This is a genomic window from Qipengyuania nanhaisediminis (assembly GCF_900115585.1).
GTDB classification, from domain to species: Bacteria; Pseudomonadota; Alphaproteobacteria; order Sphingomonadales; family Sphingomonadaceae; genus Qipengyuania; species Qipengyuania nanhaisediminis.
The window spans coordinates 925,658-939,258 of sequence record NZ_FOWZ01000001.1 but is presented as its reverse complement, the minus strand read 5'-3'; the positions used below and the strand labels follow the sequence as shown (position 1 = coordinate 939,258).

The 13,601-nt window shown below is 60.1% G+C and carries 9 protein-coding genes; all 9 read right to left on the bottom strand.

Annotation, left to right across the window (positions count from 1 at the left end; translation table 11 throughout):
* Nucleotides 1-1,968: a tetratricopeptide repeat-containing sulfotransferase family protein gene (locus BM173_RS04800; protein WP_090477820.1), complete on the bottom strand. Its 1,968-nt coding sequence runs from the start codon at nt 1,966-1,968 to the stop codon at nt 1-3.
* 80 nt (nt 1,969-2,048) lie between these two features.
* Nucleotides 2,049-4,697, bottom strand: a complete 2,649-nt coding sequence (locus BM173_RS04795) for a TonB-dependent receptor (protein WP_090477817.1) — start codon at nt 4,695-4,697, stop codon at nt 2,049-2,051.
* A 359-nt stretch (nt 4,698-5,056) separates the two neighbouring features.
* The gene (locus BM173_RS04790; RefSeq protein ID WP_090478523.1) at nt 5,057-6,742 is read right to left on the bottom strand and encodes a BCCT family transporter; all 1,686 of its coding nucleotides are present in this window, start codon (nt 6,740-6,742) and stop codon (nt 5,057-5,059) included.
* Between the two features lie 206 nt (nt 6,743-6,948).
* Complete coding sequence (locus BM173_RS04785; protein WP_090477814.1) at nt 6,949-8,079, bottom strand: acyl-CoA dehydrogenase family protein; 1,131 nt, start codon at nt 8,077-8,079, stop codon at nt 6,949-6,951.
* A 28-nt stretch (nt 8,080-8,107) separates the two neighbouring features.
* Nucleotides 8,108-9,304: an acyl-CoA dehydrogenase family protein gene (locus tag BM173_RS04780; protein ID WP_090477811.1), complete on the bottom strand. Its 1,197-nt coding sequence runs from the start codon at nt 9,302-9,304 to the stop codon at nt 8,108-8,110.
* Between the two features lie 132 nt (nt 9,305-9,436).
* On the bottom strand, nt 9,437-10,141 hold the full coding sequence (locus BM173_RS04775) for a CPBP family intramembrane glutamic endopeptidase (protein ID WP_090477805.1): 705 nt from the start codon (nt 10,139-10,141) through the stop codon (nt 9,437-9,439).
* A gap of 191 nt (nt 10,142-10,332) precedes the next feature.
* Nucleotides 10,333-10,857, bottom strand: a complete 525-nt coding sequence (locus BM173_RS04770; RefSeq protein WP_090477803.1) for an anthrone oxygenase family protein — start codon at nt 10,855-10,857, stop codon at nt 10,333-10,335.
* Nucleotides 10,839-11,684 carry an NmrA family NAD(P)-binding protein gene (locus BM173_RS04765; protein ID WP_090477799.1) on the bottom strand — a complete coding sequence of 282 codons (846 nt, stop codon included), beginning with the start codon at nt 11,682-11,684 and terminating at the stop codon, nt 10,839-10,841. Before BM173_RS04765 ends, BM173_RS04770 begins: the two co-directional genes overlap by 19 nt.
* A gap of 92 nt (nt 11,685-11,776) precedes the next feature.
* Nucleotides 11,777-12,790, bottom strand: coding sequence for a helix-turn-helix transcriptional regulator (locus BM173_RS04760; RefSeq protein WP_090477796.1), 1,014 nt, complete (start codon nt 12,788-12,790; stop codon nt 11,777-11,779).
* Nucleotides 12,791-13,601: the final 811 nt, after the last annotated feature.

The following is a 13,601-nucleotide window of genomic DNA, read 5'->3' as shown; positions in this document are numbered from 1 at the left end:
CTATCCGGCGAGTGGCCCGAGCGCGCTCTTGAGATCACCAAGCCACGGCTCGAATGGTTTCCAGGCGTCTTGGCCGCTGCGGTTGATGGGTCGGCGCACCTGCTCGCTGCTTGCGGTACGGACGGCCCTGTCGGTCTTGTGGAAGGTGAGGCAGGCCTCTTCGAATGGCAGGCCGAGATACTCCAGCATCCGTCGAACCTGGCCTTCCAGATCATCCAGCACATCCTCGTGCTGCACTTTCAGGACCTTGCCCGGCAGGACCTTGTCCCAATGGTCCATCAGTTCGACGTAGTCGGTGTAGTAGCGGCCAATCTCAGCAAGACCGTAGGTGAACTCCTGACCTTCCGCGAACAGCTGCTTGAAGCCGGAAAAACAGCAATCCATGGGCGCCCTTCGCGCATCGAAAATCTTTGCATTCGGCAGCATCAGGTGGATGAGCCCGATGTGGCGGAAGTTATTCGGCATCTTGTCGATAAAGAAGGGCGCGCCCTGTCGATGAACCCGCGTATCCTCGATGAATGCTTCGCCGAAATCGCTCAATTGTTCGGCACTGAGGTCATGCAGGATGGCCGGATAAAGCGACTGGCCGGCTTTGCGTCCTCTCAAGCGATGGGCGAGCGACAGGACATTCGGCAACTCCAGCGTGCCATCGATCTGGGAATGGCTCGCCAGAATTTGCTCGAGCAAGGTCGATCCTGCGCGTGGCAGGCCGAGGATGAAGATCGGATCGGGTGCGGGAAAACCGGCCCCCTCGTGCTTGGCGAACAGTTCGGCAGTGCAGAATTCGCGCTGCTTGGCGAGTTCTTCGCTCATCGCCGCGGCGCTGTAGCGGGTCTGGGCGCGCTTGAGGTCGTTGCCTTGCTCGTAAAAGGCAAAGGAGCCTTCGTACTCCTTACGGTCCTCGAGTGCCTTTCCGAGCGAGAAGCACAGATGCACACGATCCATGAAAGATAGGTCAGCTTGTTGCACGAGCGACCGCATCGTTTTGATCTCTTCATCGGTGAAACGATATGTCTTCAAATTGGCGAGCGCGTACCATGCGTCCCCGTGGTCGGGCTTCACGGCGATTGCCTTGCGGTAGCTTGCCACCGCCTCATCTTGGGCGCCGGTTGTCTTGAGCGCATGCCCGCGACTGGTCAGTGTCGCGACATCGTGGGGCAGTTTCGACAAGACTTCTTCGAAGAGTTCGAAGGCGCGGTCATAGTCGCCGGTCTGCATGCTCTCGATGGCGAGGTGTGACTGGAAAAGCGGGTTTTCCGGATCGCGCTTGTAAAGCGCCTCGGCTTCTTCGCGAGCCCGGTCGAACTTCTGGCGACGGCGAAGCGCATCGATGTGATCCAGGCGAAGCTGTACGCTGTCGGGATCGAACGCCACTGCGCTTTCCAGCAGGAATTCCGCATCATCCAGCACCCCCAGCTTGATCCCGATCATGGCGAGCAAGCGCATCCCTTCGACATCGCGCGGGTTGCGCTTCAAGTAATGGCGGCAGATTTCCTCGGCACGAAGTAGTCGGCCTTCGTGGAGGTGATGGCTAACGGCGACCAATTCCCTGGGCAGGTCCGAAATCCTTTGCGCCTGCATTAGGGCGGACTGGGCTTCCTGGGTATTCCCTTCTGCGGCCAGCAAATCGGCGAGCGCACGCCAACTGGCTTCAAGCGCAGGGTTGTAGCGCGTCGCCTTGCGATAGGCTGACACCGCCTGGCCTGAATTACCGCTCTTGCGGGCCAGATGCCCCGCCTCCTGCCACGCCCGTCCGTATTCGGGCATCTCCTCATGCAACCGCGCGAGATAATCGGCAGCATCGCCCGGACGGCCGAGGTAGCGCGATGCAACTGCTGCCATATAGAGCGCGTCGCCGTCATCGGGCCTGGCCGCCAGGGACGCCTCCGCAAGGTCAAGTCCCCGGGTGAAATCTCCTGCCTGCATAGCCTTCTGGGCTTGGGCCAGATTATCATCGCGAGAGCTCATGCCGGTCCCCTAACAAAGTAAGACGGCGGAGGCGAACCCAAGCTCACCCCCGCCGTCAATTCCGTCAGATCCTGTCGGGATCAGTAGTCGAAGGACACTCGCAGTCCGATCGTCCGCGGACGGTTGGTCGAGATACGCGGACGGTCGTTGACGTAATTGCCCGAAATCTGGGCGCGCTCGTCATTGAGATTGTCTGCGAAAACCTCGAAATTCCAGCCGCTCTGGGTGCGTACACCCGCCGCAAGGTCGACAATGGTGTAGCTGTCGAGTACCAGCTTGTTGATCTCGATCACATCGGTGAACTTGTTCGCCGAATGTGAGATCTGGGGCTGTACATAGGCTTCGAGGTTGTCGTTCAGATCCCACTCGTAGCGAACGCGCATATTGCCCTGGAAGGACGGCGCGAAGGCGAGATCCGATCCCACGACCACGTCATTCGTCGGGATCAGGACTTCCGTGATCTCCGTATCGAGGATCGAGAAGGCACCGGCGACGGTCAGGCCCGGGACGCTGTAAGGCGCCAGGGTGAAATCGGCTTCGACACCCCGGATCTCCGCATTGGCGGCATTGGCCGAGAAGAACAGGTTGGTGATCGAAGGATCGAAGATCGTCGTTTGGAGGTTGCTGATGTCGACGTAGAACGCACTGCCGTTGAAGCGCAGCGCACCGTCCATCAGGTCCATCTTCCAGCCAAGCTCGTAGTTGGCGACTTCATCGGTCTGAAGCTCGAAGGGCACGGTAAAGCCCGCGCCATTCGTTGCACCGCCGGGCCGGTTGAGCAGGCCGGGGCGGAAACCTTCGGAGTAGGTCGCATAGAAGAGCAGGTCCTCCGTCGGCGTGACGTTGACGGTGCCCTTGTAGATGACCCCTTCAGCTTTCGCCTCGTCCGGTGCGCGGACCGCATTGAAGACTTGCTGGGCCTGCGAGGCTGTCAGGCCGGCTGCCTGAATGTCTGCCAGGCTGTCGCTCAGCGTGAAGGTCTGTCGCAGGTCGGGGTTGCACGAGCCGATGAACGTGAAGCTACCATCGCCATCGTACAGGTCCGAGATGTTCGTACCGAATGCGTTCTGGTCTTCGGCGCTGAAGCTGTTGCAGAAGGACGCGTTCGCGCTGCCTTCGAAATCCACCCGCACATTGTAGTAGCGAATGCCGCCAGTGACCGAGACGAGGTCCGGGACGATATCGACCGTCGTTTCACCGAAGATGCCGAACTGCTTGTCCGTGCGACGGATGTCGTTACGGAAAATCGTGTCGGCGGGGAACGGGCCGGGATCGGTGTTGAAACCGGGGAACGGGAAGTTCGCCTTGAACTCTCCGAACGGTGCCGCAGCGACGTTGCCGGGGTAGGCGAAGTCGTTCCGCTCTTCCAGTTCGAGATCCGAGAAGAACACGCCGCCTGTAGTGCGCACAGGCACGTCCGGATCGGTGCTGAAGCGGAACTCGTTGGTGAAGACCTTGGTGTTGCTGACCGAGCTCACGTAGAGGTTCGGCGGCTGGCAGACACCGCTCGGATCATTGTCGCCCGGATAGGTCACCGCGCCATCGCAGATATAGTAGGGCAGGTACTGACCGACGAAGAGGTAGTCGGTGTAGTCTACGCGCTGGTCTGTCGAGCGGTCCGTATAGGCACCGGTGTAGACGAGATCGAGCGTCGCGAGACGGCCTTCGATAGTCCAGCTGGTATTCGAGAAATCGTCTTCGAGGCGATCTTCTTCGAAACGCTGGATTTCGAGATCGTCGAGACCGTCAAGTTCGGGGTCGGCGAAAAACACGCCGTCGCTCTCGAGGCTCTGGCGCGAGTGCGCGACAGTCAGCTTCCAATCGGGTGTCACTTCCCAAAGCGCGGTGGCGCGGAAACCGGAGTAAGTGGTGTCGTTGAAGTTTTCCTCGATCAGCGCCGCGTTATCGGCCTTGAGGAAAGTGACATCGTCGAGATTGGCGTCGGCCTGGAAGCCTTCGCGCAGATCGCTGACCGGAACGCCGTTGGACCGCACAGTGCCCGCCTCGCGGAAACGAGCGCTCTCGCTAAGGTCGCGGATGCCAATCACATTATCGATGTAGCCGCCCTGGTCGTCATAGAACGCCACGCCGCGGACCGCGATCGTATCAGTCAGCGGGACATTCAGCATCACTTCGCCCTTGTGGCTCATCTCGCCACCCTTGGTGAAGGAGATGCCACCCGCCGCACGTGCAGAGAAACCGGCGAGGTCGGGCTTGGCCGTGATCAGGCGAACAACGCCTGCCTGCGAGCTTGCACCGAACAGCGAACCCTGCGGACCGGAAAGCACTTCGATGCGCTCGAGGTCGGCGGCATAGACATCGAGGTTACGACCAGGCTGGGCCAGTGGCTGTTCGTCGAGGTAGAGCGCCACGTTGGGAGCAAGACCGGCAACACCGGCGGTGGTCAGGTTCGGCGTAGTCGACGCGAGACCGCGGATATAGATCGTGCTCTGGCCCGGGCCGCTGCCGCCTGCCGTGACGGTCGGAAGCTGCTCCAGATAGTCTTCGAACGTGTCGATGTTCAGTTCATCGAGCGCTTCCGCGCCGATGGCCGAAACGGAGACCGGCACGTCCTGCAGGTCTTCACTGCGCTTCTGGGCCGTAACGATGATGACATCGACGCCGCCCGTACGTGCCTGGGCGGCCGGCTGCGCGTCCTGCGCTGCCGCCGGCGTGGCCATGGCAATCGCCATCGCACCGGCAGATACGCCGCTAGCAAGTTTCTTCATGTCGGAATTGCCCCTTAGTTTCAATGCGAACCGGAGTACGATCAATTGAACATTCTGATCGCGCTGAAATTCTCGCGCGATCGAAAAATCAACCTCGCAACGGATTGCGGTTAGCAACCGAAAATTGGAGCGACCACCGGCAACGGGGAGTCTTTCCGCATTGAATAGGCGGGTGTTGCAATTAACACACACCCGCAAGAATGCGCCAAATACTCAATAAATCGATCTCAAGTAGAGATTCATACGACAAATAGACTTGCGTTCTAAACTTGTGCGATATTGCCGTTCGTCAAGAACGGATAAATATACTCATTTTTCGACTGGAGGACTGTCCGAAATCAACCGCCGACTACTTCGATTTATTCGGCTGGCGGAAGGGCGGCGCAGCCCTCGCTTGTTGTCGGCACCCCGTGACGTTTGCGGATGAGGTCGAAGAGGATCGCCTTGAGAATGGCGATGGCCATCAAGGCCACGACGAATGAAAACGGTAGCGCACCGATAATCATGGTTATCCGGATGGCATCGATTCCGCCAAGGATCAGCATGCTGCCAACGACGAAAGCCAGCGCCGCGCCCCAGAAGATAATATGGTGACGTCGCTCGCCCTCGGTTTCGCCAGCGCCGTTGATCGTATTGACGATGAGGATCGCGCTATCGGCGGAAGTCACCAGATAAGTCATCAGGAGGATGACCACGAGGCCCGAGACGATGGCAGCGACAACCGGGTCAAGGAGCACTGCCAGCGTTGCGTACAGCTGGTCGGACATGCCGGTCTCCAGGATGCGGCCGCCTGCTTCCCCGCTCAATTCGAGGTCGATCGCCGTGCCGCCGACTAGGGTCATCCAGACGAAGCACATGAGCGATGGCACCAGCACCACGCCGAATACATACTCGCGAACCGTACGCCCCCTCGAGATGCGCGCGATGAACATGCCGACGAAGGGCGCGAACGCTATCCACCAAGCCCAGTAGAACACCGACCAGTCGAGTTGCCACTGCACCAATGCCTGCCCGACTTCGGTTTCACTGCCCGGATAAAGCGTCAGCGATGCAGGAATGAGCGTGCGCAGGTAATCGTAAATCCCGACGCCGAGCAGCTCCAGGCCGAACAGACCCGATCCCACGACGACAAAGAGCGCCAGCAGCATGAAGGAGAGCGCCATGTTGAGGTTAGACAGCCACTTGATGCCCCGCCCGACGCCGGACAAGGCACTGATCGTCGACGCGCCGACGAGCACCAGCAAAGCCACGATGACCGCTGACGCGGAGGAGGAGCCATCCGCATCGAGCAGCCAGTCGCCCAGCCCCAGCCGCGCCAGACCGGCGACGAATTGCTCCACGCCCAGTCCCATTGTGACGGCCACGCCGAGGATGGTCGCAACCACGGCCACGATATCTACCAGGTGTCCCGCCGGCCCGGACAGGACGCGCCCGAACAGCGGCACCAGTGCAGACCGTATCGTCAGCGGCAGGCCCCGGCGATATGAAACATAGGCTATCGCGAGACCCACCAGAGCGTAGCAGCCCCATGCGGCGAAGCCCCAATGGAGGAAGGTATAAAGATAGGCCGAACGCACCGCTTCGGCGGTCTCTCCTGCCACGGCCCCGCGAATGATCTCGGGATTGGTCGAGAAATGCGCCATCGGCTCGCCGGTGGAATAGGTCAGCATGCCGATCCCGATCCCCGCGCCGAAGAGCATGGCGAACCAGGAGAACCTGCCGAACTCCGGCTTTTCGTCCGCCCCGCCGATACGCAAGCGTCCCGATTGCGGTATCACTGCCACCACGAAACACACCGCGATCAGCGCCGCAACCAGATAGACGTACCACCCTGCAAAGGACGCGATGATCGTGGAGTTCGCCGCCGTCAGGGTCTCGCTGGCACTGACGGGGAAGAAGATCGCCCACATGATCAGCAGTGAGACGATGATCTTGGAGGGAATGGTCACGGCGCGGCTGAAACCGTCGTAAAATCCCCTTTCGGCAGTCCTGATTGGCAGCTCGACGATAGGGGGCGCGATGGGTGCGTCGCTTTGTTGATCCATGATCTTGAGGGTGGCTCGCTTGACTGGCGCTTGGCGCTTTTGCTGTCTGTTCACCCCGAACGGGGCCGTCTCGATTCCGGCAGCAGCATAGGAAGCCAGCGCAACAATGCAAATTTGCGCCAGACCCAGCGCGCAAGCGGCTCAATCGAAAAACGGCGGCGACACAGTTAAGTGCCGCCGCCGCATCGAATTCATTCCTGCCTTTGTCAGGCGAGTGCGATGTGCCGTTTCATATGGTGATCGACGTCGCCGAATTCGGAACTGAGGATGGTCAACCGCTTGAAATAGCTGCCGATCGCCAGCTCGTCGGTCATGCCCATGCCGCCGTGGATCTGGATCGCTTCCTGGCCGACGAACCGCGCTGCCTGGCCGATGCGAACCTTCGCCGCGGAAGCCGTGCGCTTACGCTCTTTCTCCGGCGCGTCGAGCTTGAGCGTCGCCAGATAGGTCATGGAAACCGATTGCTCATACTCGGTGAACATGTCGACCATGCGGTGCTGCAGCACCTGGAACTTGCCGATCGGAACGCCGAACTGCTTGCGCTGGCGCGAATAATCGACGGTCATGGCGTGGGCGACCTTCATCGCGCCGCACGCTTCCGCGCAAAGGGCTGCGACCGCTTCGTCTGCGACCTGTTCCACCAGCGGCAGTGCACCGCCCTCCTCACCGATCAGTGCGTCCGCAGGGACCGAGACGTTTTCGAAATAGACTTCGGAGGCGCGTCGGCCGTCCACGGTAGGATAATCGCGCCGGACGACGCCCTCCGCATCATTGGCGACGACGAATACCGACACCCCGTCACGCTCGCGCTGGCCGCCGGATGTGCGTGCGGTCACCACCAGATGCGAAGCCCAGGGGGCACCGACCACGACTGCCTTGTGACCGTTCAGGACATAGCCGTCGCCGTCCTTCTTCGCTGTGGTTTGCAGATCGGCAAGATCATAGCGGCCACGAGGTTCGGCATAGGCGAATGCGTAGACGCGGCTGCCGTCGACGATGCCGCCGATATGTTCTTCCCTTTGCGCATCCGTGCCGGCATGCTTGAGGAAGCCGCCTGCGCACACGACCGTCGGCAGGAACGGCTCGACCACCAGGCCTTTGCCGAACTCTTCCATCACGATCATCGCATCGACGGCCCCGCCACCAAAGCCGCCGTCCTCTTCGGAAAACGGCATGCCCAAAATGCCCAGCTCGGCCAGCTGCGCCCAGATCTCGGGACGCCAGCCGGCATCGCTTTCGACGGCGCTGCGCCGCGTTTCCCAATCGTATTGCTCGCGCACCAGCCTCGACAGCCCGTCGCGCACCATTTCCTGTTCTTCGGTGAAATTGAAGTCCACTGTGTCTCTCCGCGTGACGCCGCCAGCCTTACAGGCCGAGGATCATTTTCGTGATGATGTTGCGCTGGATTTCGTTCGATCCGCCATAGATCGAGGTCTTGCGCATGTTGAAATAAGTCGCGGCAGAATGCTGCGCGTAGTCCGGACCGATCGGATACTGGTTGGAGCCCGAATCCTCGATCTGGCCGTACATCGGCGCGCCGTAATTGCCGACCGCTTCCAGCGTAAGTTCGGTCAGGCGCTGCTGGATTTCGGTGCCCTTGATCTTGAGGATTGAGCTTTCCGGTCCCGGCCCCTTGCCCGCCTGCTCGCCCGCAAGGGTGCGCAGTTCGGTGATTTCGAGAGCGGCGAGGTCGATTTCGAGCTGGCTGACCTTGCGCGCAAAATCGAGGTCTTCGATCAGCGGCTCGCCGTCCAGCAGTTCCTTGCCGGCGATTTCGCGAAGCTTTTCGACGGCCCGCTTGGAGCGCGCCACGCCAGCAATGCCGCTGCGTTCGTGGGCGAGCAGGAACTTGGCATAGGTCCAGCCCTTGTTCTCCTCGCCGACCAGGTTTTCGACCGGGACGCGGACATCCGTCAGCCAGGTTTCGTTGACCTCGTATCCGCCGTCTATGAGCTTGATCGGACGGACTTCGACGCCGGGCGTCTTCATGTCGATCAGGATGAAGCTGATGCCTTCCTGCGGCTTCGCAGCGTCGGGATCGGTGCGGCAGAGGAAGAAGCCCCAGTCCGCATATTGCGCCAGCGTGGTCCAGGTCTTCTGCCCGTTGATGACATAGTGATCGCCGTCACGCACGGCCGTGGTCTTGAGCGAGGCGAGGTCGGAACCGGCGCCCGGTTCGCTGTAACCCTGGCACCACCACACATCCCCGCTGCGAATGCCGGGCAGGTGGCGTTCCTTCTGTTCCTCGCTGCCGAAAGTGTAGATCACCGGCCCGACCATGGAGACACCGAAGGGAAGCGGCATGAAAGCATTCACGCGCGCGTTTTCTTCGAGCCAGATGTAACGCTGCGTCGGCGTCCAGCCGGTGCCGCCATACTGTTCGGGCCAGGACGGAACCGACCAGCCCTTCTCGCCCAGGATTTTGTGCCACGCGACCATGTCTTCGGGCGACATGTCCTCGCGCATCCCGGCATCGCCCAGATGCTTCGGATAGTTTTCCTCGATGAAGGATCGCACTTCATCACGAAACGCCAGTTCATCGGCGGTGAACTCAAGATTCATCGGACCAGTCTCCACACGGGCTCATTTCAGGCATGGCTACCTGCCATGCGCAGCGCCTTGCCGAAAGCCCCCAGCGCAAAAATCCGCGCGGGCATGGCAAAGCTGAGCTTGCAGAAGACCGCGATTGGCCGCCTAGTCCTTGATGCCCAGGAAGCGGAACGTCTGGCCCAAAGTGTTGAAAGCACCATGCGCCAGGATCAGCGGCATGATGTTTCGCTTACCGAACCAAAGATAGAATACGCCGAAAGCGAAACCGCCCGCCCCCGTGACGAGAGCCCCATGCCAGCCTTGGTAATAGGCATGGCGATATCCGAAGAATATGGATGACAGCAGCAGGGCGAGGATATCGGCTTTCATCCCGCCGCCGAACGCGCGGCTCGTGTGATGGATGATGAAGGCCCGGAACAGGAGTTCCTCGAAGAAGGACGCATGGGTCCAGACGAGCAGGAGCATCACCAGATAAGCCGCCCAATTGCCTTCGACATGGGAGAACCGGTCGCTTGTCCCGATGTCCTCGAAGAAATGGTCCGCTACTGGCACCATCAGTTGCGTGCAGACGAGAAAGAAGACCATCGTGAACACGGTAAGGCCAAATGTCTTGGGCCAGTTGTCCGGCCAGCGCAGCCCCAGATCTCGCCACCCCATTCCCCTGCGCCTCAGCAGGACGGTGGCTACGATCATCGCGCTGAAGGTCGAAGCGGGTCCGGCATAGAGTTGCGTCATTGGCAGCAGCGACTGCTTCACGATTACAAGCGTTGCGACCACCAGCAGGAGATCCCGAAGGGCGGACCATCTTGCCTTTGGCGATGAAGGCGCTTTCTCTTCTTCGGAAGTCATTACCCTGTTACTCCAAACCAGTTCCTTTGGCCTTGGCGGAGCCGGCTCCAGTGCTGAAGCGTGGACCGACGAATGGCTGCATTGGCTCGATCCGCGCCTGCAAGATCCCCGCTGAGGACGACTAGCCGGGACGCGCGGGCGCCACAGTTTGGTTCTCGATCGCGCACCGGACGAAAGGTATTCTACTTTCGCTACCGCCACACTTGCCCACTCGAGACGAGCGTGATCGCGGCGGCCAGATAGAGACCGGCAGTCAGCACGCTGCCAAGCGCACGGACATGGTTGAAGCGCGTCCAGTTGCGGACGTTTTCAGACCAGTAGTCGCGTGCCTCGGCCCTTTTGCCGTCGAGTGCGTCAAGCCGGTTGTTCATCGGAACGTTGGCGAAGATGGTCGTGCCGAAAACCGAGACCACATATGTTGCGGCTCCCATGACGAGGATCACCCGTCCCGTTCCCTCGTAGACCGTCACGGCATAGATCGCCAAAGCAACTGAGAGAAACGGGATGGCCAGGATACCGGCGACAAAGCTGGTCCGGATCACGTCGCGATTTATGTGCTGCATCGCTTCGATCCCGCTCGCCGGTTCAGCTTTGCTCAAAGCCGACATGATGAATTCAGAAAATGCGGAGAAAACACCTGCGACCATCGCGCTCCAGAGCGCTAGGAACAGGCAGGCGTAGAGAGCCCAATCGTAGGTCATGCCGCTGCCCTCCATGCGCCGTTCGCCGCTAATTGGCGGGCGTAATCGGCAAAGTCCCGGGGCTTGCGGCCGAGCGCCCGTTCGACCCCGTCCGTGAGGTAAGCGTTGCGGCCATCGAGGACGGTCGAGAACAGGTAGTCGAGCATCCACACCACATCGTCTGGAGCTCCGGAACCGGCCAGGCTGTCGACGAATGCTTCGTGCGGTACGTCGACGAAGTCGATGCTACGCCCTGTCGCGGCCGAAAGATCGGCCGCCACGTCGGCAAGAGTCATGAGCCGGGGGCCCGTCACCTCGTAAACCTCACCGATATGGCGATCCTCGGTCAGCGCCGCCACCGCCACATCCGCGATGTCATCCGTATCGACGAAGGGTTCGGGAGTATCGCCCGCCGGCAGCGTGATCGTGCCGCTACGGACCATTTCGATGAATGCCCCTTCGGAAAAGTTCTGGTTGAACCAGCTGGCACGCACGATGGTCCATTCGAGGCCACTTTCCTGAACCACTTCCTCGCAGGCCTGCGCCTCCGTCTCGCCGCGCCCCGACAACAAGACAAGCCGGGTCACGCCCTCAAGCCTTGCGCGCCATACAAGCGCCTTGATAGCGTCGGTGGCCCCGGGCATCGCGAGGTCCGGCGAATAGGTTATATAGATACTCGAAACGCCTTCTAGCGCCGCTTCCCAGGTGGCCTCGCGATCCCAGTCGAAGGCAGGTGCCGAAGACCGGGAGCCGATCCTCACCTTGCGTCCCATGGCGGTTAAGCGCTCGGCAACGCGGGCGCCGGTCTTTCCAGTTCCGCCGATCACCAGCGTCAATTGCTCAGCGTTGGATTGATAGGTCATTTGCTCGTTCCCTCTTGTTGGAGACGAGCATGGATTAGGAAATCCGGGCAGCGGCTTCTTGCCTCAGCGCGACAGCCTTTATGCAGATGGCGTCACCGCCCCTCCACCGCTCCCAGCCGATATGACCGCGGGGTCTCGCCTGCCCAGCGCTTGAAGGCACGCGTAAAGCCGCTCTGCTCCGCGAAGCCTGTCAGGAACGCGATTTCCACGAGCGGGTAATCGGTCGTACGCAGGAGGCGTTCGGACAACTCCCGCCTCGCCTGGTCGACCAGATCCTGGAATACGGCGTCCTGCTCTCCTAGCTTGCGCTGGAGCGTGCGACCGCTCATGCCCAGAGCGAGTGCGATGTCCGACAGCTTTGGAACGCCTCCGCTGAGCTTCTTGCCGATTTCGGATTTTACCTTGAGCGACAGCGGCAATTCGGACCGGGCCTCGGCCATCATTTCCTCGACCCGCTGATCGAAGAAGCGCGATATCGCGTCATCCCCGACTGCATTGGGTAGCGCCATTTCGGCGTTCGAAACGATCATCGCGTTGATGCCAGCGCGATCTTCCACCGGGCACCCGAGGTACTCTTCGAGGAAAGCCCTGTCGCCGATGAAATCGTGGCCACAGATAGCCTGTACCGGGGTGAAATGCCTGCCCGACGCTTCCCGGCTGATGGCGGTGAACGAGGCGAAAGTTGCCTCGTTCGAAAGCCTGGCCCCCTTGGGGCTTTCGTCGGTAAGTCGCAGGAAGCGTATCTCGGTCGTTTCCTTCCCTCGTGTAATCTCCAGAGCCCGCACTCCCGCGACAACGCTCACATAGCGCAGCGCACGGTCCCACCCGTGGCCAAGGGTCGGGGAACTCTTCCAGGCGAGACCCACGGCGCCAAGATCCTCGCAGCGCAGGGAAGTGCCCAGCTTGATGTGGGCCCTGGGAAGTCCGCTTTCGGCCTCGGCGATCCGCGCCAACAGGGCGACGTAATCCTCTTCGCTTACCATTTTGGCGAGGTCGGGCGACGAATCCGGGTCAAGTTTGCAAAGGGCGTAGAGTTCTTCCCGGTCGAGATGGTCCGGAGCCTGCGCAATGGCCTTCAGAGAGTAGATGGAGGAGGATTGCGGCATCCAGCAATCCTAACACCTCGCGGCGTTTTTTACACGCAGCCCTATTCCCCTGTGAGCGCAGAAGGTTCCGGAGCCGAAATCTCTGGGGGTGACTGGCGGAGAGGGTGGGAAACTACCCCAATCCAAATTTAATGTTACAATTCAGTATTTTATTTGTAAAACTAAAATTCTCCATGGTGGGTTTTGTAGCATTTAATGTAATGCCATCGCCTGCATCTCGATTCCCGAACTCCACTGAGCAATTCATCATGGGTTAGCGGTGTGCGACACTACTAGTCTGCCCACCTGCTTTGTGCGGACTGAGATGAACTCCAAGACTGTTTGCCCAATACCCTTTCGAATGACGAAAGACGGTGCGGCCCTCAAGTCGTCCAACGTCCAGCCTGCCGCTTCCAAATTCGCAACAGGGAAGTGAAAGGTCCTGACTATCAGCATGTTGGTTAAACTTCGGAACTTGGCTTCGATAAAGCCGTCACATTCGTTCGCGTTCGCGAGCTCATAAATATTGGCGGCGAAAGCACTCGCTCCCTTCCTCGCTTTCCTCTTCTTTAGTCGTTTCACTTTCGCGGATTGAGCAATAGGATTGTCAGTGCAAGGATGTTTTGGCCACGGCCATCCTAGGTCATCGAAGAAAACCCGGCTACCGAATGAATTCTGATAATAGAAAACGCTTGCGCCGCAGACTGGGCATAAAGCGTTTGGGTCAGTGAACGCTTCAGGGGTGCGGAACCATCCTCTATTGCGAGGTGCCTTATTTGGCTTTGTGCCGGAGCACCAACCTCCATTTTGATGGATGGGTGTCGGTCGCCCA

Coding starts and splice junctions, on each gene's coding strand:
- BM173_RS04800 (WP_090477820.1), bottom strand. CDS start 1,968: ATGAGCTCTCGCGATGATAATCTGGCCCAAGCCCAGAAGGCTATGCAG.
- BM173_RS04795 (WP_090477817.1), bottom strand. CDS start 4,697: ATGAAGAAACTTGCTAGCGGCGTATCTGCCGGTGCGATGGCGATTGCC.
- BM173_RS04790 (WP_090478523.1), bottom strand. CDS start 6,742: ATGGATCAACAAAGCGACGCACCCATCGCGCCCCCTATCGTCGAGCTG.
- BM173_RS04780 (WP_090477811.1), bottom strand. CDS start 9,304: ATGAATCTTGAGTTCACCGCCGATGAACTGGCGTTTCGTGATGAAGTG.
- BM173_RS04775 (WP_090477805.1), bottom strand. CDS start 10,141: ATGACTTCCGAAGAAGAGAAAGCGCCTTCATCGCCAAAGGCAAGATGG.
- BM173_RS04770 (WP_090477803.1), bottom strand. CDS start 10,857: ATGGAGGGCAGCGGCATGACCTACGATTGGGCTCTCTACGCCTGCCTG.
- BM173_RS04765 (WP_090477799.1), bottom strand. CDS start 11,684: ATGACCTATCAATCCAACGCTGAGCAATTGACGCTGGTGATCGGCGGA.
- BM173_RS04760 (WP_090477796.1), bottom strand. CDS start 12,790: ATGCCGCAATCCTCCTCCATCTACTCTCTGAAGGCCATTGCGCAGGCT.